Annotated in this window: 23 protein-coding genes and 1 tRNA gene; 10 read left to right on the top strand and 14 right to left on the bottom strand. The window is 70.0% G+C overall.

Annotation, left to right across the window (positions count from 1 at the left end):
* Positions 1-8: 8 nt before the first annotated feature.
* Complete coding sequence (locus tag ACSU6Z_RS14480; RefSeq protein WP_437045875.1) at positions 9-1292, bottom strand: hypothetical protein; 1284 nt, start codon at positions 1290-1292, stop codon at positions 9-11.
* Between the two features lie 334 nt (positions 1293-1626).
* On the bottom strand, positions 1627-1755 hold the full coding sequence (locus ACSU6Z_RS14485) for a DLW-39 family protein (RefSeq protein ID WP_003999697.1): 129 nt from the start codon (positions 1753-1755) through the stop codon (positions 1627-1629).
* A 338-nt stretch (positions 1756-2093) separates the two neighbouring features.
* Here ACSU6Z_RS14485 and ACSU6Z_RS14490 point away from each other — a divergent pair, with 338 nt between their 5' ends.
* A complete protein-coding gene (locus tag ACSU6Z_RS14490; protein WP_437045876.1) occupies positions 2094-2489 on the top strand; it encodes a DUF6344 domain-containing protein in 396 nt (131 codons plus the stop codon).
* Positions 2490-2755: 266 nt separating this feature from the next.
* On the opposite strand, the gene ACSU6Z_RS14495 is transcribed toward ACSU6Z_RS14490, so the two are convergent.
* The 10 genes from ACSU6Z_RS14495 to dnaA form a co-directional block, all read right to left on the bottom strand.
* Positions 2756-3340: an ALF repeat-containing protein gene (locus ACSU6Z_RS14495; RefSeq protein ID WP_437045878.1), complete on the bottom strand. Its 585-nt coding sequence runs from the start codon at positions 3338-3340 to the stop codon at positions 2756-2758.
* Between the two features lie 520 nt (positions 3341-3860).
* Positions 3861-3937, bottom strand: a tRNA-Ile gene (locus ACSU6Z_RS14500).
* A gap of 156 nt (positions 3938-4093) precedes the next feature.
* A complete protein-coding gene (locus tag ACSU6Z_RS14505) occupies positions 4094-4840 on the bottom strand; it encodes a DUF3566 domain-containing protein (protein WP_437045880.1) in 747 nt (248 codons plus the stop codon).
* An 18-nt stretch (positions 4841-4858) separates the two neighbouring features.
* On the bottom strand, positions 4859-7453 hold the full coding sequence (gene gyrA, locus ACSU6Z_RS14510; protein WP_437045881.1) for a DNA gyrase subunit A: 2595 nt from the start codon (positions 7451-7453) through the stop codon (positions 4859-4861).
* 42 nt (positions 7454-7495) lie between these two features.
* On the bottom strand, positions 7496-9556 hold the full coding sequence (gene gyrB / locus ACSU6Z_RS14515) for a DNA topoisomerase (ATP-hydrolyzing) subunit B (RefSeq protein WP_437050311.1): 2061 nt from the start codon (positions 9554-9556) through the stop codon (positions 7496-7498).
* 508 nt (positions 9557-10064) lie between these two features.
* On the bottom strand, positions 10065-10598 hold the full coding sequence (locus ACSU6Z_RS14520) for a DUF721 domain-containing protein (RefSeq protein ID WP_437045883.1): 534 nt from the start codon (positions 10596-10598) through the stop codon (positions 10065-10067).
* A gap of 40 nt (positions 10599-10638) precedes the next feature.
* A complete protein-coding gene (recF, locus tag ACSU6Z_RS14525) occupies positions 10639-11760 on the bottom strand; it encodes a DNA replication/repair protein RecF (RefSeq protein WP_437045885.1) in 1122 nt (373 codons plus the stop codon).
* A 36-nt stretch (positions 11761-11796) separates the two neighbouring features.
* Positions 11797-12675: a phosphogluconate dehydrogenase (NAD(+)-dependent, decarboxylating) gene (gene gnd, locus ACSU6Z_RS14530; protein WP_437050312.1), complete on the bottom strand. Its 879-nt coding sequence runs from the start codon at positions 12673-12675 to the stop codon at positions 11797-11799.
* A 215-nt stretch (positions 12676-12890) separates the two neighbouring features.
* Complete coding sequence (gene dnaN / locus ACSU6Z_RS14535; protein ID WP_358784600.1) at positions 12891-14021, bottom strand: DNA polymerase III subunit beta; 1131 nt, start codon at positions 14019-14021, stop codon at positions 12891-12893.
* Positions 14022-15129: 1108 nt separating this feature from the next.
* Positions 15130-17103, bottom strand: coding sequence for a chromosomal replication initiator protein DnaA (dnaA, locus tag ACSU6Z_RS14540; RefSeq protein ID WP_437045887.1), 1974 nt, complete (start codon positions 17101-17103; stop codon positions 15130-15132).
* A gap of 394 nt (positions 17104-17497) precedes the next feature.
* On the opposite strand from dnaA, the gene rpmH reads away from it, so the two are divergent.
* From rpmH to ACSU6Z_RS14585, 9 genes are all read left to right on the top strand, one after another.
* Positions 17498-17635, top strand: coding sequence for a 50S ribosomal protein L34 (gene rpmH, locus ACSU6Z_RS14545; RefSeq protein WP_003956500.1), 138 nt, complete (start codon positions 17498-17500; stop codon positions 17633-17635).
* A 21-nt stretch (positions 17636-17656) separates the two neighbouring features.
* Positions 17657-18028 carry a ribonuclease P protein component gene (rnpA, locus tag ACSU6Z_RS14550; protein WP_437045889.1) on the top strand — a complete coding sequence of 124 codons (372 nt, stop codon included), beginning with the start codon at positions 17657-17659 and terminating at the stop codon, positions 18026-18028.
* The gene (yidD, locus tag ACSU6Z_RS14555) at positions 18025-18399 is read left to right on the top strand and encodes a membrane protein insertion efficiency factor YidD (RefSeq protein ID WP_437045890.1); all 375 of its coding nucleotides are present in this window, start codon (positions 18025-18027) and stop codon (positions 18397-18399) included. Before rnpA ends, yidD begins: the two co-directional genes overlap by 4 nt.
* Before the next feature lie 3 nt (positions 18400-18402).
* Positions 18403-19689 (top strand): membrane protein insertase YidC, encoded by a 1287-nt coding sequence (yidC, locus tag ACSU6Z_RS14560; protein ID WP_437045892.1) that lies wholly within the window; start codon positions 18403-18405, stop codon positions 19687-19689.
* 15 nt (positions 19690-19704) lie between these two features.
* On the top strand, positions 19705-20217 hold the full coding sequence (locus ACSU6Z_RS14565) for a protein jag (RefSeq protein ID WP_437045894.1): 513 nt from the start codon (positions 19705-19707) through the stop codon (positions 20215-20217).
* Positions 20218-20341: 124 nt separating this feature from the next.
* On the top strand, positions 20342-21061 hold the full coding sequence (gene rsmG / locus ACSU6Z_RS14570) for a 16S rRNA (guanine(527)-N(7))-methyltransferase RsmG (RefSeq protein WP_437045896.1): 720 nt from the start codon (positions 20342-20344) through the stop codon (positions 21059-21061).
* A 424-nt stretch (positions 21062-21485) separates the two neighbouring features.
* Positions 21486-22559, top strand: coding sequence for a ParA family protein (locus ACSU6Z_RS14575; RefSeq protein WP_437050314.1), 1074 nt, complete (start codon positions 21486-21488; stop codon positions 22557-22559).
* Complete coding sequence (locus tag ACSU6Z_RS14580) at positions 22556-23653, top strand: ParB/RepB/Spo0J family partition protein (RefSeq protein WP_437045898.1); 1098 nt, start codon at positions 22556-22558, stop codon at positions 23651-23653. The genes ACSU6Z_RS14575 and ACSU6Z_RS14580 overlap by 4 nt, the downstream gene beginning before the upstream one ends.
* Before the next feature lie 330 nt (positions 23654-23983).
* Entirely contained in the window at positions 23984-24601 is a 618-nt protein-coding gene (locus ACSU6Z_RS14585) for a GNAT family N-acetyltransferase (RefSeq protein ID WP_437045900.1), read from the top strand.
* An 89-nt stretch (positions 24602-24690) separates the two neighbouring features.
* On the opposite strand, the gene trxA is transcribed toward ACSU6Z_RS14585, so the two are convergent.
* Both trxA and trxB read right to left on the bottom strand, forming a co-directional pair.
* A complete protein-coding gene (gene trxA / locus ACSU6Z_RS14590; protein WP_437045902.1) occupies positions 24691-25023 on the bottom strand; it encodes a thioredoxin in 333 nt (110 codons plus the stop codon).
* 38 nt (positions 25024-25061) lie between these two features.
* Positions 25062-26030 (bottom strand): thioredoxin-disulfide reductase, encoded by a 969-nt coding sequence (gene trxB, locus ACSU6Z_RS14595; protein ID WP_437045904.1) that lies wholly within the window; start codon positions 26028-26030, stop codon positions 25062-25064.
* Between the last annotated feature and the right edge of the window lie 126 nt (positions 26031-26156).

Here is a 26156-nt window from a genome sequence, read left to right on the forward strand (position 1 = left end):
GCCCGGTGTCAGCCGGCCTCCCGGGACCGTCCGGCCGCGGCCCGGCGCCGCGCCGTCACGGTCCACACCCCGAGTCCGGCCAGCAGCAGGCTCCCGGCGCCGATCCCGCCCACCGCGACCGCCGTCATCACGGGATCGCCTCCGGCGCCCCGGTCCCCCGGCGCGGCCGCCCGCTCCCCTCGCGCCACCTCGAACACCCCTCGCGGCACCGACTCCCCCGCGTAGGCGGGGCCGGGCTGTGCCGAGCCCCTCACCCGTACGCGCAGGGTCAGCCCGAACGGGCCCGCGCCGAAGTCGTCGGCCACCCCCGCCGCGAGGTGCACCACGAGGTAGTAGGCGCCGGCGAACCGCATCCCGCGGACCTTCCCGGCGGCGGCGTGGCGGTTGGCGTACGCGACCGGGGGCACCGGGGCGAGGGCGACGGACGTCCGGCCGCCGCCGTATCCGGAGCCGGCGTCCGCCACCCGTCCGCGCGCCGGATTGTGCAGCGCCAGGCGCACGGCGCCGGGCACGTACCCCCGTCCACCGCCGGAACCGTCCAGTTCCGCGGTGGCGTACAGCTGCTGCCCCCAGTCGACCGGCACCGCGTAGAAGAGGGTCTGCCCCGGGCGGATGCCGTCGCGCCAGACGCCCTGGCCGAGGGGTGCCGCACCGGCGAAACCGGCGCCTCCCCGGCGGTTTCGGGGCTCACCCGCGGGCGGAGCGGGCGAGGCGGAGTCCCAGGCCCCGGGCGCGAGCGTCGCACCGGGCCGCTCCGGTGCCGGCTCGCGGAACACGGCGAGCTCCAGGTCCCAGGCGTCCGGCGCGGTCCTGCGCGGACCGGTGCGCTCGACGGTGACGTGGTAGGTGCCGGCGTCCCGGCAGCGCGTCCTGCCGGAGGAGAGCTCCCGCAGGCCCCAGGCGGTGACGGGACGCGGGCTGCGCGCGGCGCCGACGGACGCGCTGTCGAGGGAACAGGAGCCGCCGTCGCCGTCGCGCACGGACACCCGGATGCCGTCGGCGGCGGAGACCGCGGTGCCGGGACGGGGGACGGCGGTGACGGCGACGTACGCGTTCGACGTCCCGTCGAGGGGCAGGCGGTAGTGGACCGTGCCGTTCCCCGGCAGGGAGCTCCGGTACGTCCCACCGGGAGCCAGGCGTACGGCGTCCGCGGCGCTGTCCGCCCCCTCGACCGGCCGGGCGTCCGCGGCGAAGGCGTAGCCGTCCGGCGGTCCGGTGGCCGCGGCTCCCCGGTCCGGCGTGGCGGCCGTGGCGCACAGCACCGCGAGCGCCGTGGAGAGCGCCGCGGTCACGGCCGGCCGGCGCCCGGTTCCGGTCCTCCGGCGCCCTGGTACGCGCCGGCTCGCCCCACACCGCTCCCTCACGCGCCACTCCTCGTCACCCCTGGCCCCCTCGCCCCGACGCCCCCCGTCGTCGGCCGCCGGGCCGGGGCCGGGGCCCATCCTGCCCCGCCGCCCCGCGCGTCGTCCGCCCGATCCGTACGACCGGCCGAAACATGCGGCGCTCCGTCCCCTTCCGGCGTGCCGGGAGGGCGGACAACACAAAACCCCGACCGCGATGACGGCCGGGGTGATGCTCTGATGACCGCTGAGCCCCGCGGGACTCAGCGCCGTATGTCGATGGGACTCACGAACCCGTGGGCACGGAGTCAGTCGCCTCCGTCCACAGGTCCTGCTCGGCGCGATCCGCCTGGATCTGGCGGTACACCAGGAGACCGCCGATGGCGGCCAGTGCGACCAGGAGCAGCTTCTTCACCGCGCGACCTCGTCTTTCCTTGACGTAGGGGACCTCTGGCGCCCGACTATACACACCGACCGATATCGATCGGTGACCTGTGTCGGCCCTCAACTCACCGCCGTCGGGCCGCATTAGGAACGGGACGAACCGCCGGGATCGAAGGGCGGTCACACCTCCACGCGAGGTGGCTTCCGGCCGCCTTCCTCCCATTTTCTCTCTTTTTCGACCCTCTTGCACCCATCCGAGTGGTGTTCATCGGAACATCGACGCGTCGGGCACGTCGGTCCGCCACTTCGCGCCGCGCATACACATCATGAGGAAAGTACGCAAATCGCCCGACCCGAAAGTGAGGGGCCATGGCCCGGATCAAGGTCACGCAGATGTGGACCGCCATCGTCACCGCCTTCCTCGCGCTGTGCACGGCGCTCGGACTCGTCACCACGACCGCCTCGGCGGCGGTACCGCGGACCGGAACGGAACGCAACAGCAACAGCAACGAGAACAGCGGCACCACGAAGCATACGACGGCACCGGCGCCGTCCCCCTGGATCCGGCCCCACGCCCGGGCCCTGCCCCCCACGATGAAGCAGCGCATCCACGCCGAGGCCCACGGCAAGGTCCCCAGCTGCCGCCACCGCCCGCTGTCGGACGCGTCCGGGGCCGCACCGGCCGTCGCCCTCTGCGCCCCCACCGCATCCGCCGAGACGTCGATGGAGCCCCGCGCGTCGGGCGTCATCCCCCTGCAACGCTGACGGCGAGGCACGGCACCGCGCGTGCCGCCGCCCGCACCCTTCCCCCTGTCGTCACGGCGAACTTGCGTACAGCACGCCCGACATCGACCAGCAAGGCCCGGCGCCCCGCGGAGCGCCGGGCCTTGCCGCTGTCCCGGACACACCGGGCAGCGGACCGCCGCCCGCCACGGAGCGCCCGGCTCCCGGTCCTTCCGGCAGGGCCGCGCCGGGAGCTCGCGGGCAAGGAGCCGATCCGGGGTGCCCGGGCCCGCGACGCGATCGGCCGGCTAGCCGACCTCGTACCGGCCGACCTCCAGGAAGTGGCGCAGTGCTTCCGGGGTGTTCTCGTCGAGAGCGGCACCGGCCGCCGCACGCAGGGCGTCGCTGATGTCGGGGTCGGCGAGAATCCGGAAAATGGCGACCCGGTCGTCCTCGGCCTGGGCCAGGCGGTAGCCCGTCTCCAGCCAGGCGCGCGTCTGCTGGGGATCGTTCTCGTCGAGAAGCCGGTTGACTTCCGCGATGACGCGCTTGCCGCTGTCCGGGTCGGCGAGGATCCGGGTGAGCGCGACCCGGTCGTCCTCGGCCTGGGCCAGGCGGTAGCCCGTCTCCAGCCAGGCGCGCATCTCCTCCACGGTGCCGCTGTCGAGGAGCGCGTTCGCCTCCCGGATCACGCGCTTGCCGCTGTCGGGGTCGGCGAGGATGCGGGATATCGCCACCCGCAGGTCGTCCGCGCTCATCTCGTCGTAGGGCGAGCCGGTCGTCGCGATGGCGGCCGCGGGGGCGGCGGAAGCGGCCATGGACGGCGTAGCGAGCAACAGCGCCGGGGCGAGAGCGCCTGCGGCCACGGCAAGGATCACACGAGTCGATCCCATGAGGTCAACCACCTCTGTCATGTCGGAGGAGTGCGGCGCTGGGATCCTCCCAGCAAGGGAGGATCCGGCGCACTGCCTTGATCAGGCAGTCTTCGCCGATCCGGTCTGCCGGTGGCTCGCACACCGCGACTGACCCGCCGTCCGGAGAACCGCGGTGTCCCGTCGTGCACCGCAGCACGAGCGACCCGTTCCACCTCGGCCCGCCACTGCGCCGAGCTCCCGTCCCCTCCGCCGTCGGCCCCGCTCCGTGGAGCGGGCATGGCCCTTGGCGCCCGGGGAGAGCGCGCCACCGTAGGGACGGCCCGGAAGTCGCGGGCCGCGTCTGCCCGGCTCCGCCCGGGCCGCCGGGAGGGAGCACTTCCCGCACGCCGCTACGGGCCCGGGCCGGAGGGAGCGGGCGGGAGGCCGTCGCGATGCTCGCGGAGCTGCCGGAGGATCCGCTCCTCGGCCGATCGCCGCTGTTGGTGTCGATCTTTGATGGCAGAAGACCCCCGGACCATCGGTCCGGGGGTCTTCTCGCTGGTGGGGCTAACAGGATTTGAACCTGTGGCCTCATCCTTATCAGGGATGCGCTCTAACCAACTGAGCTATAGCCCCGCCGCGCTCTGCGGTGTGTGTCCCGCGCGCTGACCCCTGAAGATTAGCGCACGACGTGGGCAGTCCCAAAATCGGTGGTCGGGAACGGGGCGAAACCGCCTGTTCCCGGCGCCGCGTCCCCTCACCCGCCGGATGAACGGGCGGGGACCGGCCCGCTCACTCGTCCTCGGCGAGCGTCAGCTCCACACCGCCGACGAAGCCGGCCGAGAGGTTGTAGATGAACGCGCCCAGCGTCGCCAGGGCCGTGGCGAGGACGACGTCGACGGCCGCGATGACCGACGTGAAGAGCAGGACGTTGGGCAGCGACAGGAACGACTGCAGGTCGAAGCCGTTGGACTCGTTCGAGCCGGTCGCCTCGGAGATCGTGCCGCCGACGGTCGAGAAGACGCCCATGGCGTCCATGACCATCCACAGCACGGCGGCCGCGACGATCGTGCAGATGCCCAGCGCGATGGAGAGCAGGAAGCTCATCTTCATCACCGACCACGGGTCGGCCTTCGCCACGCGCAGCCGCGCCTTGCGGACGCGGGGCGTGGTGCTGGCGCCCGTGCGCGGCCGGCGCACGGCGCTCCCCGGCGCGGCCGCCTGGTAGGCCTGCGGCGGGTGGTAGGGCCCGGCGGGCTGCTGCGGCTGCCGCTCCCCCGGAAGCGGTGAGACCGCCTGCGGGGCGGCTCCCTGCGCGTCGGCGCCCGGAGCGGCCGGGCCCGCTCCAGCCGCGTACTGCTGGGCCTGCGGGCCTCGGGTGTCCGTCACAGTTCCCCCCTGGGATCCATGAGTGTCATAGGAGGAAGAGGACGAAGACGGGGCCGTCTCCGTCGCGTGCGCGGCGGAGCCACGGCCGCCGCCGTCCGCTTTCGTACCCTTGGGGGTACCGGCCGATCCGGCGCCCGTGGCTCCGCTCACGCTGACTCACTCCTCGTGCTACTCGGCCGAGGGCGCCTCACCCTCGTCCGTGCCGGTGGCCGCGGCGTCGTCGGCGGCCTCGTCGACGACGATGTCACCGTCGACCTCCTCCGCCTCGCGCCCCGCCTCGGCGTTGCGTGCGATGCCGACGACGGCGTCGCGCTTGCCCAGATTGATCAGTTGGACGCCCATGGTGTCACGGCCCGTCTCCCTGACCTCGTTGACTCGCGTGCGAATCACACCGCCCGAGAGTGTGATGGCGAGGATTTCGTCGGTCTCCTCGACCACCAGCGCGCCCACGAGCGATCCGCGGTCCTCGACAATCTTGGCGGCCTTGATGCCGAGGCCGCCGCGACCCTGGACGCGGTACTCGTCGACGGGGGTCCGCTTCGCGTATCCGCCGTCGGTGGCAGTGAACACGAACGTACCGGGTCGCACCACATTCATCGAGAGCAGTTCGTCGCCCTCGCGGAAACTCATGCCCTTGACGCCCGAGGTGGCGCGGCCCATGGGCCGCAGGGTGTCGTCCGAGGCGGTGAACCTGATCGATTGCGCCTTCTTGCTGATCAGCAGAAGGTCGTCGTTGGCCGAGACGAGCTCGGCTCCGATCAGTTCGTCGTCGGTTCCGTCCTCCCGGGCGCGCAGATTGATCGCGATCACGCCGCCGGAGCGCGGGGAGTCGTAGTCCTTCAGCGGCGTCTTCTTCACCAGGCCGGACTTGGTGGCCAGGACCAGGTACGGCGCCGCCTCGTAGTCGCGGATGGCGAGGATCTCGGCGATCGCCTCGTCCGGCTGGAAGGCGAGCAGGTTCGCCACGTGCTGACCGCGCGCGTCCCGGCCGGCCTCGGGCAGCTCGTAGGCCTTGGCGCGGTAGACGCGGCCCTTGTTGGTGAAGAACAGCAGCCAGTGGTGCGTGGTGGAGACGAAGAAGTGGTCGACGATGTCGTCCTCTTTCAGCTTCGCGCCGCGCACGCCCTTGCCACCGCGCTTCTGGGCCCGGTAGTCGTCGGTCTTGGTGCGCTTGATGTAGCCGCCGCGCGTGACCGTGACGACGATGTCCTCCTCGGCGATCAGGTCCTCGATGGACATGTCGCCCTCGTAGGGGATCAGCTTCGTCTTGCGGTCGTCGCCGTACTTCTCGACGATCGCGGCCAGCTCCTCGCTGACGATGCCGCGCTGGCGGACCGGCGAGGCGAGGATCTCGTTGTACTCGTCGATCTTGGCCTGGAGATCGTCGTGCTCCTGGACGATCTTCTGGCGCTCCAGGGCGGCCAGGCGGCGCAGCTGCATCTCCAGGATCGCGTTGGCCTGGATCTCGTCGATGGAGAGGAGGTCCATCAGGCCGCCGCGCGCGATCTCGGCGGTGTCGCTGCGCCGGATCAGCGCGATGACCTCGTCGATGGCGTCCAGGGCCTTCAGCAGACCGCGCAGGATGTGCGCGCGCTCCTCGGCCTTGCGCAGCCGAAAACGGGTCCGGCGGACGATGACCTCGATCTGGTGGCTCACCCAGTGGCGGATGAACGCGTCCAGGGAGAGGGTGCGCGGCACGCCGTCGACCAGCGCCAGCATGTTGGCGCCGAAGTTCGTCTGCAGATCGGTGTGCTTGTAGAGGTTGTTCAGGACGACCTTGGCGACCGCGTCCCGCTTCAGGACGATCACGAGCCGCTGGCCCGTGCGGGAGGACGTCTCGTCGCGGACGTCCGCGATGCCGCCGATCCGGCCGTCCTTCACCAGGTCGGCGATCTTCTGCGCCAGGTTGTCCGGGTTGACCTGGTACGGCAGCTCCGTGACCACCAGGCACTGGCGGTTCTGGATCTCCTCGACCTCGACGACCGCGCGCATGGTGATGGAGCCGCGGCCGGTGCGGTACGCCTCCTCGATGCCCTTGCGGCCGACGACGAGCGCGCCGGTGGGGAAGTCGGGGCCCTTGATGCGCTCGATGAGCGCGTCGAGCAGCTCCTCGTGGGACGCCTCGGGGTTCTCCAGGTACCACCGGGCGCCGGCGGCGACCTCGCGCAGGTTGTGCGGCGGGATGTTGGTCGCCATGCCGACCGCGATGCCTGCCGAACCGTTGATCAGCAGGTTCGGGAAGCGGGCCGGCAGGACGGTCGGCTCCTGGGAGCGGCCGTCGTAGTTGTCCGTGAAGTCGACGGTCTCCTCGTCGATGTCGCGGACCATCTCCATCGACAGCGGCGCCATCTTGCACTCGGTGTAGCGCATGGCCGCCGCCGGGTCGTTGCCCGGGGAGCCGAAGTTGCCGTTGGAGTCCACCAGCGGCATCCGCATCGACCAGGGCTGGGCGAGGCGCACCAGCGCGTCGTAGATGGAGCTGTCGCCGTGCGGGTGGTAGTTGCCCATGACGTCGCCGACGACGCGGGCGCACTTGTAGAAGCCGCGCTCGGGGCGGTAGCCGCCGTCGTACATGGCGTACAGCACACGGCGGTGGACGGGCTTGAGGCCGTCGCGGACGTCCGGCAGCGCACGCGAGACGATGACGGACATCGCGTAGTCGAGGTAGGAGCGCTGCATCTCCGTCTCGAGCCCGACGGGCTCGACGCGCATCGCCAGGGCGTCGCCCTCGGGCGTCGTCACGGGGGTGTTCTCGTCGGTCATTGCTGGTGAAGATCCTTCCTGGTGCGGTCAGCGGAGACCGACTCAGATGTCGAGGAAGCGGACGTCCTTGGCGTTGCGCTGGATGAACGCGCGGCGGGCCTCGACGTCCTCGCCCATGAGGACCGAGAACAGGTCGTCGGCCTGGGCGGCGTCGTCGAGGGTGACCTGGCCGAGGACGCGGTGCTCCTGGTCCATGGTCGTGATGCGCAGCTCCTCGGCGTTCATCTCGCCGAGGCCCTTGAAGCGCTGGACGGAGTCCTCGCGGATGCGCTTGCCGGCCTGGCGGCCCATCTCGATCAGGGCGTCGCGCTCGCGGTCGGAGTACGCGTACTCGAAGTCGTCCTTGCCCCACTTGATCTTGTAGAGCGGCGGGCGGGAGAGGTACACGTGCCCGGCCTCGACCAGCGGCCGCATGAAGCGGAACAGGAAGGTCAGCAGCAGGGTGTTGATGTGCTGGCCGTCGACGTCGGCGTCCGCCATCAGGATGATCTTGTGGTAGCGGAGCTTCTCGATGTCGAAGTCCTCGTGCACGCCCGTGCCGAACGCGGAGATCATCGCCTGGATCTCCTGGTTCTGCAGGATGCGGTCGATGCGCGCCTTCTCGACGTTGAGGATCTTGCCGCGGATCGGGAGGATCGCCTGGTACTGCGGGTTGCGGCCGGACTTGGCCGAGCCGCCGGCGGAGTCGCCCTCGACGATGAAGATCTCGCACTTGGCCGGGTCGTTGGACTGGCAGTCGGCCAGCTTGCCCGGCAGGGACGCCGTCTCCAGCAGCCCCTTGCGGCGGGTCAGGTCGCGCGCCTTGCGCGCCGCCACGCGCGCGGTGGCCGCCTGGATGCCCTTGCGGACGATGTCCGCGGCCTCGTTGGGGTTGCGGTCCAGCCAGTCGTTGAGGTGCTCGTAGACCGCCTTCTGCACGAAGGTCTTGGCCTCCGTGTTGCCCAGCTTGGTCTTGGTCTGGCCCTCGAACTGCGGCTCGCTCAGCTTGACCGAGATGATCGCGGTCAGGCCCTCGCGGATGTCGTCGCCGGTGAGGTTGTCGTCCTTCTCGCGCAGCAGCTTCTTGTCCCGCGCGTACTTGTTGATCAGGGACGTCAGCGCGGCGCGGAAGCCCTCCTCGTGGGTACCGCCCTCGTGGGTGTGGATGATGTTGGCGAAGGAGTACACGCCCTCGCTGTAGCCGCTGTTCCACTGCATCGCGACCTCGAGGGACAGGCTCTTGTCCTTGTCCTCGGCCTCCAGGTCGATGATCGTGGGGTGGACGACCTCGCCCTTGCGGGTGTTGAGGTACTTCACGAAGTCGACGATGCCGCCCTCGTAGTGGTACGTGACGGTCTTCGCCTCGACCTTCTCGTCGGCGCCCGCCTCGTCCGCCCCGGCGGTGGCCTTCGCCGACTCGCGCTCGTCGGTGAGCCTGATCGTCAGGCCCTTGTTGAGGAACGCCATCTCCTGGAAGCGCCGCGACAGCGTCTCGAAGGAGAACTCCGTGGTCTCGAAGATGTCCGGGTCGGCCCAGAAGGTGACCGAGGTGCCGGTCTCCTGCGTCGCCTCGTGCTTGGCCAGCGGCGCCGTCGGCACGCCCATCTTGTAGTCCTGCGTCCAGCGGTGGCCGTCGGTCTTGACCTCGACGGACACCTTGCTGGACAGGGCGTTCACGACGGACACGCCCACGCCGTGCAGACCGCCGGAGACCGCGTAACCGCCACCGCCGAACTTGCCGCCCGCGTGCAGCACCGTCAGCACGACCTCGACGGCCGGCTTGCCCTCGGAGGGCACGATGCCCACGGGGATGCCGCGGCCGTTGTCGACGACGCGCACCCCGCCGTCGGCGAGGATCGTCACGTCGATGGTGTCCGCGTGACCGGCCAGTGCCTCGTCGACGGAGTTGTCGACCACCTCGTACACGAGGTGGTGCAGTCCGCGCTCACCGGTCGAGCCGATGTACATGCCGGGTCGCTTGCGGACCGCGTCCAGACCCTCGAGGACGGTAATGGCACTCGCGTCGTACGAGGCGGTGACCTCGCCGTTGGAGGTGCTCGCCGCGTCGTTCACGCCGGTGTCGGTGGACGGAATGTTCTCGTTGGGGTTGCCGGAATCGGCCACGAAGCGCCCTTTCTGGCACAGCACGAGCCGGGCTCCTGGGGGTTCCCCCCTTCGGGGGGAGGGTTGCCGGAGCGGCTGCGGCATGTTGCGTTGGTAAGCCTTGATCAGCGTTGCTCAGCTTTTCCCGGACGGTCCCCACGATTGGGGCGGGATCGTCTTCCAGTCTACCGGTAGCACTGACAACGATGGGGGTTTGCCGGTACCTGGGCTCTCATGTGGCGCCCTGAACCGTCCTCGGACTACTCCCGATATGCGGATGGGGGCTCCAAGAGGCTCACAGAGCCACTCAGCGCTTTGGGCCGTCAACCCTTGGCTACTTCGGAGCCGGCTCGGGATTCGCAACCGTGTGCGGTTGTGCGACGAGAGGGGCGCCGCCGGTGCGGAAGCACCGCCGACGCCCCTGGATGTGATGTCGATCACGCACGACCGGTCGATGGGCGACCGGTCCGCCGCGGCCCGCCCCGACCCCTGGTCCGGGGCCGCCGGACCCCCGTGTTCCGGTCCCCGCTCACCCGTAGGTGTCGCCCGGCCCGGTGCTTCCGGGAGCGCGCAGCGGGCCGTAGCGGCGGGCGGGGCCGCCGGGGCCCTGCACCTTGAGCATGCGCACCGAGCCGTGGCCCAGGTCCTCGTTGAGACGGGCCACCAGAGTCGGCGCGAGCAGACGCAGATTGGTCGCCCAGGCCGTGGAGTCGCAGCGCACCACCAGCACCCGTTCGTCCTCGTCGTACTTCTCCGGCACGCAGTGCTTGGCCACGTCCTCGCCGACGATCTGCGGCCAGCGGCCCATCACGCCGCCCACCGCCGCCGGGGTCTCCCACCCGCGCTCGGTGATCAGCCGGCTGATCGCCGAGCCGAGCCGCATCGGGTCGCGGCCGTCGGCGCGCGCGCCGGACCGCAGGCCGCCGCGCCGCACCTGCTTCTTCTGCTGCGCCGCGTTGCCCCGCGCGCGTGCCGCCTCCCGCGCCGCCCGCAGCGCCACGCGCGCGAGGTCGACGCCGGAGGGCTCGGGGGTCCTCCCGGGCGCGGATCCCTCGGAGCTCATCGGTGCTCCCCCACCTTGCTCGTACACGTTCCCGCCGTCCTCACACGCGCTCGACCGTCCCCTCGGACACCGCGAACCGCGCCCCCGCCAGCACGTGCGGTACGTCGTCGTCGACCGCGGCCGTCACCAGCACCTGCTCGCCGGGTGCCACCAGCTCCGCCAGCCGCTCGCGGCGGCGGGCGTCCAGCTCGGCGAAGACGTCGTCGAGGACGAGCACCGGCTCGTTGCCCTCGGCGCGCAGCAGGTCGTAGGAGGCCAGCCGCAGCGCCAGCGCGTAGGACCAGGACTCGCCGTGGGAGGCGTATCCCTTGGCGGGCAGTTCGCCGAGCCTGAGCAGCAGGTCGTCCCGGTGCGGGCCGACGAGGGTGACGCCCCGCTCGATCTCCTGCTTGCGGGCGTCGGCGAGCGCGGCCATCAGCTGCTCGTGGAGATCCTCGCGCGTGTGGGCCTCGCCCGGGGCCGACGGCCGGTACTCCAGGGCGATGGGACCGCCGCCGGGGGCCAGCTGCTCGTACGCCTTGTCGGCCAGCGGCTGGATCGCGGCGATCAGGTCCAGGCGCTGGGCGAGCAGCTCGGCTCCCGCGCGCGCGAGGTGCTGGTCCCAGACGTCCAGGGTGGACAGGTCCAGGGTGCGGCCGCCGTGTCGGCGGGCCAGCGCGGCCGACTTCAGCAGGGTGTTGCGCTGCTTGAGGACGCGGTCGTAGTCGGAGCGGACACCGGCCATGCGCGGGGAACGCGCGGTGATCAGCTCGTCGAGGAAGCGGCGCCGCTCCCCGGGGTCGCCCTTGACCAGTGCGAGGTCCTCGGGCGCGAAGAGCACGGTCCGTACGATGCCCAGCACGTCACGGGGTCTGACCTGCGAGGACCGGTTGATGCGGGCGCGGTTGGCGCGGCCCGGGTTCAGTTCCAGCTCGATCAGCTGCTGCCGGTCGCCCTGGCGGACCTGCGCCCGGACGACGGCCCGGTCGGCGCCCATGCGGACCAGGGGGGCGTCCGAGGAGACGCGGTGGCTGCCGAGGGTGGCGAGGTAACCGACGGCCTCGACCAGGTTCGTCTTGCCCTGCCCGTTGGGGCCGACGAAGGCGGTGACGCCCGGGTCCAGCGGGACCTCGACCCGGGCGTACGAGCGGAAGTCGGCCAGCGACAGATGCGTGACGTGCATGGTCGTTCGCCGACCTCTCCAACCTTCGTGTACTGCTTACTTCTTCTCGACCGCGTGGCCGCCGAACTGGTTGCGCAGGGCGGCGATCATCTTCATCTGCGGCGAGTCCTCCTGGCGGGAGGCGAACCGCGCGAACAGCGACGCGGTGATCGCCGGCAGCGGCACCGCGTTGTCGATGGCGGCCTCCACCGTCCAGCGTCCCTCGCCGGAGTCCTGCGCGTAGCCGCGCAGCCCCTCCAGGTGCTCGTCGTCGTCCAGGGCGTTGACGGCCAGGTCCAGCAGCCAGGAGCGGATGACCGTGCCCTCCTGCCAGGAGCGGAAGACCTCGCGGACGTTCTCCACGGAGTCGACCTTCTCCAGCAGCTCCCAGCCCTCGGCGTAGGCCTGCATCATCGCGTACTCGATGCCGTTGTGGACCATCTTCGCGAAGTGGCCCGCGCCGACCCGGCCCGCGTGCACCGAGCCGAAGTCGCCCTCGGGCTTGAGCGCGTCGAAGATCGGCTGCACCTTGGCGACGTTCTCGGCGTCACCGCCGTACATCAGCGCGTAGCCGTTCTCCAGGCCCCACACGCCGCCGGAGACGCCGCAGTCGACGAAGCCGATGCCCTTGGCGGCCAGCTCGGCGGCGTGCTTCTCGTCATCGGTCCAGCGGGAGTTGCCGCCGTCCACGACGACGTCGCCGGGCTCCAGCAGCTCGGCGAGCCGGTCGATGGTGGTCTGGGTGGGCTCGCCGGCCGGGACCATCACCCAGACCACGCGCGGGCCCTTGAGGCTGCCCACCAGCTCTTCCAGGCTGTGGACATCCGCGACGTCCGGGTTGCGGTCGTATCCGATGACGGTGTGGCCCGCGCGGCGGATCCGCTCGCGCATGTTGCCGCCCATCTTGCCGAGGCCGACGAGACCGAGCTCCATCAGGTGTGTCCTTAGGTGTGCGAGGTGGCGTGACGGCACGCGCGTGCCCGGCGGTCCGCACCCGTCGGGAGTGGACCACGGCACTTCGTACCCACGTCCGAGCCTAAACCCGGACGTGCCCGCACAGCTGTGGGCGTACGCGCTCAGACGCTGCCCTCACCTGCGGGTTCGCCCGGGCCCGCGCACCGGGGCGCGGGCCGTCGCCGTCCGGGAGGCGGTCAGCCGCTGAGCCGCACCGGCATGATCAGGTACTTGTACGCCTCGTCCGCCTCGGCGTCCACGGCCGGCTTGCCGCTGAGCAGCGCGGGCTTGGTGGACGTCGTGAAGGACAGCTGGGCCACCGGGGAGTCGATGGCGCTCAGGCCGTCCAGCAGGAAGGTCGGGTTGAAGGCGATCGAGATGTCGTCGCCCTCCAGCTGCGCGTCGACCCTTTCCACAGCCTGTGCATCGTCGCTGGAACCGGCTTCCAGGATGAGCACGCCCTGCTCGAAGCTGAGCCGCACCGGGGTGTTGCGCTCGGCGACCAGGGCCACGCGCTTGACGGCTTCCACGAAGGGCGCGGTCTCGATCACGGCGACGCTGTTGAACTCCGTCGGGAACAGCGTGCGGTACTTCGGGAGGTCGCCCTCCAGCAGACGGGTCGTGGTGCGGCGGCCGGCGCCCTCGAAACCGATCAGGCCCTCGCCCGCGCCCGAGCCGGACAGCGCCAGGGTCACCTGGTCGCCGCTGGTCAGGGCCTTGGCGGTGTCGAGGAGAGTCTTGGCGGGCACCAGGGCGACCGCGGAGGCCTCCGGGTTCTCCGGCTTCCACAGGAACTCGCGGACCGCGAAGCGGTAGCGGTCGGTGGAGGCCAGCGTGACCGTGTCGCCCTCGATCTCGATGCGCACACCGGTCAGGACGGGCAGCGTGTCGTCGCGGCCCGCGGCGATGGCGACCTGCTGCACGGCGGAGGCGAAGACCTCGCCGGGGACCGTGCCCGTCGCGTTCGGCATCTGCGGCAGGGCCGGGTACTCCTCCACAGGGAGGGTGTGGAGTGTGAATCGCGAGGTGCCGCACACCACCGTCGCCCGTACACCGTCTGTGGAAATCTCCACCGGCCGGTTGGGGAGGGCGCGGGAGATGTCGGCCAGCAGGCGGCCGGAGACGAGGACCGTGCCCTCCTCCTCGACCTCGGCCTCCACCGACACCCGCGCGGAGACCTCGTAGTCGAAGCTGGACAGGCTCAGCTGTCCGTCCTCGGCCTTCAGCAGCAGGCCGGCGAGGACCGGCGCCGGCGGACGGGCCGGGAGGCTGCGTGCCGCCCAGGCCACTGCCTCCGCGAGTACGTCGCGTTCCACCCGGATCTTCACCGTAAGCCGCCTCCTGCTGTTGCCGGCGCTTCTCGCCCTGCTTCGCCTTCGTCGTCTGACTCGGTGTCGCGGGCCCCTGGGGAGGGAAGGACACCGGGGTCCAGTCTGACGCACCGCACTGACAGCAGGTGCCCCTCGGGGTCAAGTCGTACCGGGTCGCGGCCAGGGGCGAGAGGGCGAGTTGTGCACAGGCCCCGCTTCGAAACGGATTCCGCGCTCTCTCTAGTCGGACGTAGTAGTAGGGCCTGTGGATACCGTGGATAACTACGTTTGCCCAGCTCAACGCGGTGATTTTGTCCACCGGCCCTGTGGGCGGCGCCCGTGGACAACCCGGGGTCCCTGTGGAGAACGGAAAGTTCTGCACACCCCATGCACAGGCGGGGGCGACTTCTCCCCAGCGTCGTCCCCAGTTTTACCCGTCTTTCCCACAGCCCAATCCGGCACCTCCATGTGACGTCTTTCACTCGATGCGGTGAGAAGGCGGGTCGTGTTGCCGAACAGTGGACAGCCGTGTGGAGAAGGTGCCGATGCCTGGGGACAACCGTCCTCAGCCTGTGGATCACCAGTGGACAACGCCCCGGCCGGTTTGTGGGTCACATCATTGTCCACAGGCTGTGGATATCTTTCGTCCACCGATCCACAAGCTGCTGACCTGGGATGACGATCTTTCGTCCCGCGGCCCTGTGGACAAGATCGGGACAACTTCCCAGTCCCCAGGGTGTGGACGCAAGAAAGTCGGCGGATCTGTGGAGGACGGCCGTAACCCCGCAGGTATTCGAACGCCGGTGGCCGGCTGCGGCACCGGCGCTCGACGGCGGAACGCGCCGTGCGGGCCGGGAAGCGGGCCGCGGGACGGGCGGATCTCGCCACGGGCGGGGCGTGAGGGCGCGCGGGAGCGGTTCGCAGGGCCCGTGGGCGGAGGGGAGGAACCCACCGCGGCACGGGCGGGGCCCCCGCCGGACGCGTGGGCGGCGGGCGGCCGCCGCCGGAGGGGAGACGTCCCGGCTGCGGCCGGGCGGCCCGGCGGCAGGTACGCGCGAAGGCGCCCCCGGAACCCTTCCGGGGACGCCTCGACGACGTGGGCGGCGCACGGCGGCGGTCCGGTCCGTCAGCCGTTCTTGATGCGGTTCGTGAGCTCCGTGACCTGGTTGTAGATGGAACGCCGCTCGGCCATCAGATTCCGGATCTTGCGGTCGGCGTGCATCACCGTCGTGTGGTCGCGGCCGCCGAACAGCGCGCCGATCTTCGGCAGCGACAGGTCCGTCAGCTCACGGCACAGGTACATGGCGATCTGCCGGGCGGTGACCAGCTGGCGGCCGCGCGAACTGCCGCACAGGTCCTCGACCGTGAGGCCGAAGTAGTCGGCGGTCGCGCCCATGATCGCCGTGGAGGTGATCTCGGGGGTGGAGTCCTCGCCGCCGGGGATCAGGTCCTTCAGGACGATCTCCGTCAGGCCCAGGTCCACCGGCTGCCGGTTGAGCGAGGCGAACGCCGTCACCCGGATCAGCGCGCCCTCCAGCTCACGGATGTTGCGCGAGATCCGTGAGGCGATGAACTCCAGCACCTCCGGCGGGGCGTTCAGCTGCTCCTGGACCGCCTTCTTGCGCAGGATCGCGATGCGGGTCTCCAGCTCGGGCGGCTGGACGTCGGTGATCAGTCCCCACTCGAAACGGTTCCGCAGCCGGTCCTCCAGCGTGACCAGCTGCTTGGGCGGCCGGTCGCTGGAGAGCACGATCTGCTTGTTGGCGTTGTGGAGGGTGTTGAACGTGTGGAAGAACTCCTCCTGCGTCGACTCCTTGTCCGCAAGGAACTGGATGTCGTCGACGAGCAGGATGTCCATCTCGCGGTAGCGCTTGCGGAAGCTGTCGCCCTTGCCGTCGCGGATGGAGTTGATGAACTCGTTGGTGAACTCCTCCGAGCTCACGTACCGCACGCGCGTGCCGGGATACAGGCTTCGCGCGTAGTGCCCGATCGCGTGCAGCAGGTGCGTCTTGCCGAGGCCGGACTCGCCGTAGATGAACAGCGGGTTGTACGCCTTCGCGGGCGCTTCGGCGACGGCGACGGCGGCCGCGTGCGCGAACCGGTTGGAGGCGCCGATCACGAAGGTGTCGAAGAGGTACTTCGGGTTCAGGCGCGCGGTCGGCTCACCCGGCCCGGCCGCCGGCGCGGGCTGCGCGGCCAGCGGCCCCGGGGCCCCGGTGGCGGGCAGGGCGGGGCCGGCCGGGCCGCCGCGGTGGGCGTGCCCCGAGCCGGACGGCGGCTCGGGCGGCTCCCGGCGCGCGTCCCGCTGGTCGTAGTCGCCCCGGGCCTGCTCGTAGTCGCCGCGCTGCGCCTCGTGCGAGGGGCGCTCCGCGGGCTGCGGGGGCTGCGGGCGGTAGTCCTGCTGGTAGGCGTCCTGCGGATACGGCTCCTGCGCGTACCCGTCCTTCGCGTACGGCTCCTGGCCGTAGGCGTCCTGGTTGTAGGCGTCCCGGGGGGAGGAGCCGTACGACTCCGGCGGGGGCGACGCGTACGGGTCCCGCTCCGGGAAGCCGAGCCGCTGCTGCTGCCAGCCGTAGTCGTCCTGCGCCGGGCGCGGCCAGGAGCCGGGTTCCGGACGCTGGTACTCCGCCGGATAGGCGGGGCGGGCCGCCGGGAGCTGGTCGCCGGTGCCGCCCGGCATCTGCTCGGCGCGGTGACGGCCGTAGCCCTCGTACGGGCCGTGCTGGTCGTAGGGGCCCGGACCGCCCGGACCGGAGGACGGCTCGGACTCGTCGTAACGCGGCTGGGGGCGGGCGGGCGGCACCGGCGGAGCGGCGGACTCGCCCACGGAGTCGTCGACGGTGATCGCGATGCGGATCGGGCGGCCGCACTCCCGGCTCAGCGTGTCGCTGACGACCGGTGCGAGGCGGCCCTCGAGCACACCCTTCGCGAACTCGTTCGGTACGGCGAGCAGGGCGGTGTCGGCGACCAGCGCGAGTGGCTGGGTGCGCCGGATCCAGTGCTCGTCCTTCGCCTCGACCCCTTGGCCGCGGCCCTCGCCGAGGAGCTGCTCGAGTACACGCGGCCACACTGCGGCAAGATCGGCAGGTACGTCAGCCACAGGGCACGCTCTCTCACAAGTCCCCCGAACGTGTGGTTCGGGGACGGGTCGGGATCAGACTCGGGTGGCCGGGTGGAACCAATCGGCCGGGAGGGGACAAAGGAACGAATCGGAGTTCAGCCACGGTAGTCAGGGCGACGGGTGCGGTTCAAGTTGTTGTCCCCAGCCTGTGGATAGTGTCTCCCCCGGGTCACCGGTTTGACCGGATGGCGCGCCCCCGCGTACCGTAACCAGGTCGAGTTGTCGATGGCTGCTGCCGCCTGCCTCCGATGGGCACAGATCGCGTCAGGTGATCGGAAAGCGGTGCACTGGGGCGTAACGCGAGCTACTCGTGGGCGCACGGTGACAGCCAGGACGGCACCCCGCCACCACCGATTTTTACTGGAGCCCCCGAGTGAGCAAGCGCACCTTCCAGCCGAACAACCGTCGTCGCGCGAAGACCCACGGCTTCCGGCTGCGTATGCGCACCCGTGCCGGCCGCGCGATCCTCGCGTCCCGCCGCAGCAAGGGTCGCGCCCGTCTGTCCGCCTGATCCCGGTCAGGTCATGACATCGTGCTGCCCACCGAGAACCGGCTGAGGCGGCGCGAGGACTTCGCGACCGCGGTACGTCGAGGTCGTCGGGCCGGACGCCCGCACCTCGTCGTCCACCTTCGAAGCGGTGCCACGGACCCGCACGCGCCTGGGGAGAGCGCTCCCCCGACGCGTGCGGGTTTCGTCGTGAGCAAGGCCGTGGGTGGCGCGGTGGTGCGCAACAAGGTGAAGCGCAGGCTTCGTCATCTGATGCGCGAGCGGATCGGTCTGTTTCCCCCCGGTAGCCTGGTAGTCGTACGAGCGCTGCCCGGTGCGGGTGACGCCGACCATGCAGAGCTGGCCCGAGACCTGGACGCCGCACTCCAGCGGCTCCTGGGAGGGGGCGCGCGATGAAGTACCCGCTGCTGGCCCTGATCAAGCTGTACCAGTGGACGATCAGCCCACTGCTCGGGCCGGTGTGCAAGTACTACCCGTCGTGTTCCCATTACGGCTACACGGCCATCGACCGGCACGGTGCCCTCAAGGGGACGGTCCTCACCGCCTGGCGCATCCTGCGGTGCAACCCCTGGTCGCTGGGCGGGGTGGACCACGTCCCCCCGCGCAGGCGGCCGCGATGGCACGAAATGCTGCGTGACGCCTGGCGCGCACGCAGGGGCGGGCCCTCCGCCGCCGAACCGGCCACCGAGGGACAGACTTCTCCCGCGAGTCCGTCGAGTCCTCCGGGCCCGGCCGCAGAGACCTCGTCCCATGCCCAAGGAGCATGATTAGTGGACACGATTGCCAGCCTCTTCAGCTTCATCACAACACCCGTCTCCTGGGTCATCGTCCAGTTCCACAAGGTGTACGGAGGACTCTTCGGCCCCGACACCGGCTGGGCCTGGGGTCTGTCCATCGTGTCCCTGGTGATCCTGATCCGCATCTGCCTGATCCCGCTCTTCGTGAAGCAGATCAAGGCGACGCGGGCCATGCAGACGCTCCAGCCGGAGATGAAGAAGATCCAGGAGCGCTACAAGAACGACCGGCAGCGCCAGTCCGAAGAGATGATGAAGCTGTACAAGGAGTCGGGCACCAACCCGCTCTCCTCGTGCCTTCCCATCCTGGCGCAGTCCCCGTTCTTCTTCGCCCTGTACCACGTGCTCAACTCCATCGCGTCGAACGACACCATCGGCGTGATCAACAACCGCCTGCTGGACAGCGCGCAGAAGGCCCACATCTTCGGTGCTCCGCTGGCCGCGAAGTTCACCGACAACGCCTCCAAGGTGGAGGCGCTCGGCGCCACCCTCACCGACGTCCGGGTGATCACGGCCGTCATGATCGTCCTGATGTCGGCGTCGCAGTTCTTCACGCAGCGCCAGCTGATGACGAAGAACGTCGACACGACGGTGAAGACGCCGTTCATGCAGCAGCAGAAGATGCTGATGTACGTCTTCCCGATCATGTTCGCCGTCTTCGGCATCAACTTCCCGGTCGGTGTCCTCGTCTACTGGCTGACCACCAACGTGTGGACCATGGGCCAGCAGATGTACGTCATCCACAACAACCCGACCCCGGGTTCCAAGGCCCAGGCCGCCTACCTGGAGCGCCTGCACAAGCGCGTCATCCACCACGGCAAGACCCGCGGCCGCGGTGAGCGGGCCATCGTCAAGGCCATCGTCGCCAAGGGCCGCGACCGCAACGAGTACGAGCGCAAGTTCATCAACGGGCTGAACAAGGCGGGACTGGCCGCCCAGGCCGACGGCACCGTCGTGAAGAGCGAGGCCACGGCCGCCGTGCAGAGCGCGGACGGCGTGTCGGCGGCGGACGCCGCCAACGCTGCCGCCGCCGCGAAGCGGCAGCAGCCGAAGCGGCAGACCAAGGCGCAGCGGCAGGCCGGCGCGAAGGCGGCCGGCGAGCCCGAGACCAAGACCTCGCTGAGCAAGTCCGACGAGCCACAGGACACCAAGCCCGCCGGTGGCAGGAAGGGCCAGCAGAAGCCCGCCGCCGGCACCCGCAGCAAGGCCCAGTCCGGACAGCGCAAGGGTCCGCAGCGGCCCAAGTCCCCGTCGAAGAAGTAAGAAGGAGTCCATCCCGTGACGGAAGGCACCATCTCCGCCGCTGCCGAGGGCGCAGACACTCTGACCCGCCTGGAGCAGGAGGGCGAGATCGCGGCGGACTACCTGGAGGGTCTGCTCGACATCGCCGACCTCGACGGCGACATCGACATGGACGTCGAGGCCGACCGTGCCTCCGTCTCGATCATCAGCGACACGGGCAGCCGCGACCTGCAGAAGCTGGTCGGCCGTGACGGTGAGGTGCTGGAGGCCCTGCAGGAGCTCACGCGTCTGGCGGTGCTCCGGGAGACCGGGGACCGCAGCCGGCTGATGCTCGACATCGCGGGCTACCGGGCCAGAAAGCGCGCCGAGCTCTCCGAACTGGGCGCCAAGGCCGCCGCCGAGGCCAAGAGCAGCGGCGAGGCCGTGCGGCTCGAGCCGATGACGCCCTTCGAGCGCAAGGTCGTGCACGACGCGGTGAAGGCGGCGGGGCTGCGCAGCGAGTCCGAGGGCGAGGAGCCGCAGCGCTTCGTCGTCGTACTGCCCGCCTGATCGGCCCCGCGTTTTCCCGGCCCCGTCTGTTGCGCAGGCGGGGCCGGTCTTTGTCAGCCTGATAGTTCTGGTGGTCTGGTGTCGGCGCCCGGTGCGTCGGCGCGGTACGGAAGGACGGTCCCCCGTGACGGAGGCAGCGGAGCTTCCCCCTGCGCCCGAGCAGGCCCGCGAGGTGTTCGGCGATCGCTTCGCGGACGCGGTCCGCTACGCGGAGCTGCTCGCCGAGGCGGGAGTGCAGCGCGGCCTGATCGGCCCGCGTGAGGTTCCCCGGCTGTGGGAGCGGCACCTGCTCAACTGCGCGGTGCTCGCCGAGGCGGTGCCCGAGGGGGTCACGGTGTGCGACGTGGGCTCGGGGGCCGGTCTGCCCGGGATCCCGCTGGCGCTCGTCCGGGACGACCTGAAGATCACCCTGCTGGAACCGCTTCTGCGCCGCACCACCTTCCTGACCGAGGTCGTGGAGCTGCTGGGCCTGGACCACGTGACCGTCGTCCGGGGGCGGGCCGAGGAGGTCATGGGCAAGCTTCCGCCCGTCCATGTGGTGACGGCTCGGGCCGTGGCACCACTGGATCGCCTGGCCACCTGGGGAATCCCCTTGCTGCGTCCGTACGGCGAGATGCTCGCACTCAAGGGTGACACCGCCGAGGAGGAGCTGAAGAGTGCCGTCACCGCGCTGAGCAAGCTGGGCGCCGTGGGGACGTCCATCCTGCATGTCGGCGAGGGGATCGTGGATCCGATGTCCACGGTCGTGCGGGTCGAGGTCGGGGAGAGCCCGGGGGGTGTGCGCTTCGCCGCCAAACGGGCGAAGGCAGCCCGGACGGGGAGGGTCCGGCGCCGCCGGGGGTAGCAGGACCGTGCGGGGAGGGCCCGGCGCCGCCGAGGGCAGCCGGGCCGGACGGAAGCGGAAGCGCGGCAGTAGCTGACCGGCCGGGTGAGACCGGCGTGACGGAGACGGCCGTCGACGGGACGTACTCCACGCAAGCAGCCAAACCTACGCACACCGGAGTGTCGCGACAGATCGGCCATGGCCGCTGTGCATCGTGTTTCACGTGAAACGTCGCTCACTGCTGCACGGCATCATCAATCGGGGCCGCGCTGCGGCCGAACCTCGCGACCACAAGCCTTTGGGGTCCCTCGCCTTGCCGAAGACGCCTGGGGGACAGTCCTCCGTCGAGGGTGACGCACCTTCCCTCGTCGAGGTCACGGAGATGTCCACAGAGGTGGATTTCTCCACAGAAGGTCAGACCTCACTGGTTCACGGCCCTGAAGGCATGGGAGGCTCTGTTCATTGCGAGCCTGAAGTCGAGGAGAGTGAATCCTTGCGGTCCGACGCCAATATCGCGGGGCCGATGACCGATCCGGTCCCCGGTCCCCGTGCCGAGTCGATGGGAGCGGATGTTTCACGTGAAACGCCGCCCCCGATGGACGACACTCCGATCGGTCGAGCTGCCCAGCTGGCGGTGGAGGCTCTGGGCCGCACCGGCGAGGGCATGCCGCGACCCGAACAGACCCGGATCATCGTGGTCGCCAACCAGAAGGGCGGTGTCGGCAAGACGACGACGACTGTCAACCTGGCAGCGTCACTGGCCCTGCACGGCGGCCGCGTCCTGGTGATCGATCTCGACCCCCAGGGCAACGCGTCCACCGCTCTGGGGATCGACCATCACGCCGAAGTCCCATCCATCTACGACGTGTTGATCGAGAGCAAACCGCTCTCGGAAATCGTCCAGCCGGTCCTCGACGTCGAAGGCCTCTTCTGTGCTCCCGCCACCATCGATCTCGCCGGTGCGGAGATCGAGCTGGTGTCACTGGTGGCACGGGAGAGCCGGCTGCAGCGGGCGATCCAGGCCTACGAGCAGCCGCTGGACTACATCCTCATCGACTGCCCGCCTTCCCTGGGCCTGCTGACGGTCAACGCCCTCGTCGCAGGTCAGGAGGTGCTGATCCCCATTCAGTGCGAGTATTACGCGCTGGAAGGTCTGGGGCAGCTGCTGCGGAACGTCGACCTGGTGCGGGGGCACCTCAACCCCACGCTCCATGTGTCGACGATCCTGCTCACCATGTACGACGGCCGGACACGGCTCGCTTCCCAGGTGGCCGAAGAGGTACGCAACCACTTCGGCGACGAAGTGCTGCGGACGAGCATCCCGCGGTCGGTCCGTATCTCGGAGGCGCCGAGCTATGGGCAGACCGTGTTGACCTACGATCCAGGATCAAGTGGTGCCCTCTCCTACCTGGAGGCGGCACGAGAAATCGCGCTGAGGGGTGCCGGCATCAGTTATGACCCGGCCCATGCCCACATCGGCGCCCAGAACAACCCGAACATGGTGGAGGGGATGCAGTGAGTGAGCGACGAAGGGGGTTGGGTCGTGGTCTCGGCGCTCTGATTCCTCCTGCCCCGACGGAGAAGACGGTGGCTTCGGCTGCGCTGGGGAGCACCGCTTCCCCATCTGCCGCGGTGGTCCCCGGGCTGACGACCGACCGGGGGGTGGCTGCAGCGAAGGTGGCCACACTGCCGCGCGTTTCACGTGAAACGGAGCAGTCCGCAGGGACCGCCGCGGAGGTACCCGCGGCTCCCCTGGGGGCCCACTTTGCGGAGATTCCCCTCGACGCCATCACGCCGAACCCTCGGCAGCCACGTGTGGTGTTCGACGAGGACGCCCTGGCGGAGCTCGTCACCTCCATCAAGGAAGTCGGTCTCCTCCAGCCTGTCGTCGTCCGGCAGGTGGACTCGGCGCGCTACGAACTCATCATGGGTGAGCGCCGCTGGCGTGCATGCCGTGAGGCGGGACTGAAGGTGATCCCCGCGATCGTGCGGGCCACGGAGGACGAGAAACTTCTCCTGGACGCCCTCCTGGAGAATCTGCACCGGGCTCAGCTCAACCCGCTGGAAGAGGCCGCTGCCTACGATCAGCTGCTGAACGAGTTCAACTGCACCCACGACCAGCTGGCGGACCGCATCGGCCGTTCCCGCCCGCAGGTATCCAACACGCTGCGCCTGCTGAAGCTCTCGTCGGCGGTCCAGCGGAGGGTCGCCGCCGGAGTGCTCTCGGCCGGACACGCGCGGGCGCTGCTGGCGGTGGAGGACCCGGAGGAGCAGGACCGGCTGGCCCACCGCATCGTGGCAGAAGGGCTGTCGGTCCGGGCTGTCGAAGAGATCGTGACCCTGATGGATTCCCGGCCGCAGAAGCCGCAGCGCTCGAAGGGGCCGCGGGCCGGCTCCCGGGTCTCTCCGGCTCTCACCGACCTCGCGACGCGGCTCTCGGACCGCTTCGAGACACGGGTGAAGGTCGACCTGGGGCAGAAGAAGGGCAAGATCACGGTCGAGTTCGCTTCTCTGGAGGATCTCGAACGAATCCTCGGCACCCTGGCTCCCGGCGAGGGGCCGGTGCTCCAGCAGAAGCTGCGGGAGAGTGATTCCGAGGAGACGGATTCCTGATCCACGGGTGGGCGGACCGGCTGGTGCCGTTCCGCAGGTGACAGGGCGGACCGTGTCCGGTGTGTGCCGGAACGGGCCCGCCCTTTTGCTTTCCTTCGGTTTCGAGGGAAACGCATCGTGGATACGATGCGTGCAGGTATGGCGCACTCACCTGCTGGAACCCCCGAGAGGAAGGCAAGGGGCCATGCGAACGATGAGCCGGACCGGGCTGGTGGGCGCAGGGCTGGGGCTGGGCGCGGTCGGCGGGTTCATCGGCAGCCTGCTCAGGGAACGGAGTGCTCTGACAGCCGCCCGCAGCGCGGCGGGCCTAGGAAGCGAGGAACAGCCTTCATGGGGCGTCGGCTTGTACCGCTCACGCTGGACAACCTTCAGGACCTTCCCCAGCGCTGTCGCTCGTGTGTCTTCTGGGAACTGGACCCAGTCAGTGGCGAGGCCGCGGTAAAGGCGGGCACACCTGCCCTGGAGAAGGAAGCCTGGATTTCCGCGGTGCTGCTGGACTGGGGTTCCTGCGGCCGTGTCGTCTACGTCGACGACGTACCGGTGGGCTTCGTGCTCTACGCCCCTCCCGCCTATGTGCCACGCTCCATGGCGTTCCCCACGAGTCCGGTCTCACCCGATGCCGTGCAGCTGATGACCGCGTTCATCATGCCGGCCTACCAGGGCCAGGGACTGGGCCGCGTCATGGTCCAGACCGTCGCCAAGGATCTCCTGCGGCGGGGGTTCAAGGCGATCGAAGCGTTCGGGGACGCCCGTTGGAAAGAGCCGGCCTGCCTGCTCCCGGCCGATCACCTGCTGGCGGTGGGCTTCAAAACGGTCCGGCCGCACCCCACACACCCACGGCTCCGACTGGAACTGCGGTCCACACTGTCGTGGAAGGAAGACGTGGAGATGGCACTCGACCGGCTACTCGGCGCTGTGCAGAAGGAACCGGCACTCAGGCCACTCTGAGAAGAACCACCGGGCGACGACGAACGAAGGGGTCGGCCCTGCCGGGCCGACCCCTTCGTGTTTCACGTGAAACCAGGTTCCGTGAAACGTCACTCGGTGATGAACTCCTCAAGGTCGCGCACGAGCGCGGCCTTCGGCTTGGCACCGACGATGGTCTTGGCGACCTCGCCACCCTGGTAGACGTTCAGGGTCGGGATGGACATGACGCCGTACTTGGCGGCCGTACCCGGGTTCTCGTCGATGTTCAGCTTGACGATCTCGATCTTGTCGCCGTACTCGGCGGCGATCGCCTCCAGGGACGGGGCGATCTGGCGGCACGGACCGCACCACTCGGCCCAGAAGTCCACCAGGACGGGCTTGTCGCTCTTGAGGACGTCCTGCTCGAAGGAGTCGTCGGTCACTTTCTTCAGGGTGCCGGCCACAGGGGCTCCTTAACTGGTTGATGCGTGGGGAAGGGGGGTCAGACAGTGGTCTTCTCGGGCTCGGCCTGATCCGTGTCGGCCAGCGCGGCGAGGAAACGCTCGGCGTCCAGCGCGGCGGAGCAACCGGTGCCGGCCGCGGTGATCGCCTGGCGGTAGGTGTGGTCGACCACGTCACCGGCGGCGAAGACACCGGTCACGTTCGTGCGTGTCGAGGGGGCGTCGACCTTCAGGTAACCCTCCTCGTCCAGATCCAGCTGGCCCTTGAAGAGCTCGGTGCGCGGGTCGTGACCGATGGCGATGAACAGGCCGGTCACCGCCAGGTCCGAGAGCTCGCCGGTCTTCACGTTGCGCAGCTTCAGGCCCGACAGCTTCTGCTCGCCCTGGATCTCGGCGACCTCGCTGTCCCAGATGAAGGTGATCTTCGGGTCGGCGAAGGCACGCTCCTGCATCGCCTTGGAGGCACGCAGGGTGTCCCGGCGGTGGACGATCGTCACGGACTTGGCGAAGCGGGAGAGGAAGGTGGCTTCCTCCATCGCGGTGTCGCCGCCACCGATGACGGCGATGTCCTGGTCCTTGAAGAAGAAGCCGTCACAGGTGGCGCACCAGGAGACCCCGCGGCCGGAGAGGGCGTCCTCGTTCGGCAGGCCGAGCTTGCGGTGCTGCGAGCCAGTGGTGACGATCACGGCCTTGGCCCGGTGGACCGTGCCCGCGGTGTCGGTGACGGTCTTGATCTCGCCGGTCAGGTCGACGGCGACGACGTCGTCCGGAACGAGTTCGGCACCGAAGCGTTCGGCCTGAGCGCGCATGTTGTCCATGAGCTCGGGGCCCATGATGCCGTCCTGGAAGCCGGGGAAGTTCTCCACCTCGGTCGTGTTCATCAACGCGCCACCGGCGGTGACGGCGCCCTCGAACACCAGTGGCTTCAGCGACGCGCGTGCGGTGTAGAGCGCCGCCGTGTATCCGGCGGGCCCGGAGCCGATGATGATCACGTTACGGACGTCGCTCACGGCTTGATTCCTCGTCTCTGGACTGCGTCGTCGGACCGGGGGAGCCCTTCAGGACTCTCACCCCACCCAACGGATCCTAAGGGGCGCGCATTCCCGCTGTGTCCGGGCACACGGAGAGGGCGGGCG

This window comes from Streptomyces sp. enrichment culture (assembly GCF_964273145.1).
Taxonomy (GTDB): domain Bacteria; phylum Actinomycetota; class Actinomycetes; order Streptomycetales; family Streptomycetaceae; genus Streptomyces.

Excerpts from the sequence above, each read along its gene's own strand:
- ACSU6Z_RS14495 (WP_437045878.1), bottom strand. The coding sequence starts at position 3,340 with ATGGGATCGACTCGTGTGATCCTTGCCGTGGCCGCAGGCGCTCTCGCC.
- gyrA (WP_437045881.1), bottom strand. The coding sequence starts at position 7,453 with ATGACCGACGAGAACACCCCCGTGACGACGCCCGAGGGCGACGCCCTG.
- ACSU6Z_RS14585 (WP_437045900.1), top strand. The coding sequence starts at position 23,984 with ATGGGGCGTCGGCTTGTACCGCTCACGCTGGACAACCTTCAGGACCTT.
- ACSU6Z_RS14575 (WP_437050314.1), top strand. The coding sequence starts at position 21,486 with ATGGGAGGCTCTGTTCATTGCGAGCCTGAAGTCGAGGAGAGTGAATCC.
- yidD (WP_437045890.1), top strand. The coding sequence starts at position 18,025 with ATGAAGTACCCGCTGCTGGCCCTGATCAAGCTGTACCAGTGGACGATC.
- ACSU6Z_RS14490 (WP_437045876.1), top strand. The coding sequence starts at position 2,094 with ATGGCCCGGATCAAGGTCACGCAGATGTGGACCGCCATCGTCACCGCC.
- ACSU6Z_RS14520 (WP_437045883.1), bottom strand. The coding sequence starts at position 10,598 with ATGAGCTCCGAGGGATCCGCGCCCGGGAGGACCCCCGAGCCCTCCGGC.
- recF (WP_437045885.1), bottom strand. The coding sequence starts at position 11,760 with ATGCACGTCACGCATCTGTCGCTGGCCGACTTCCGCTCGTACGCCCGG.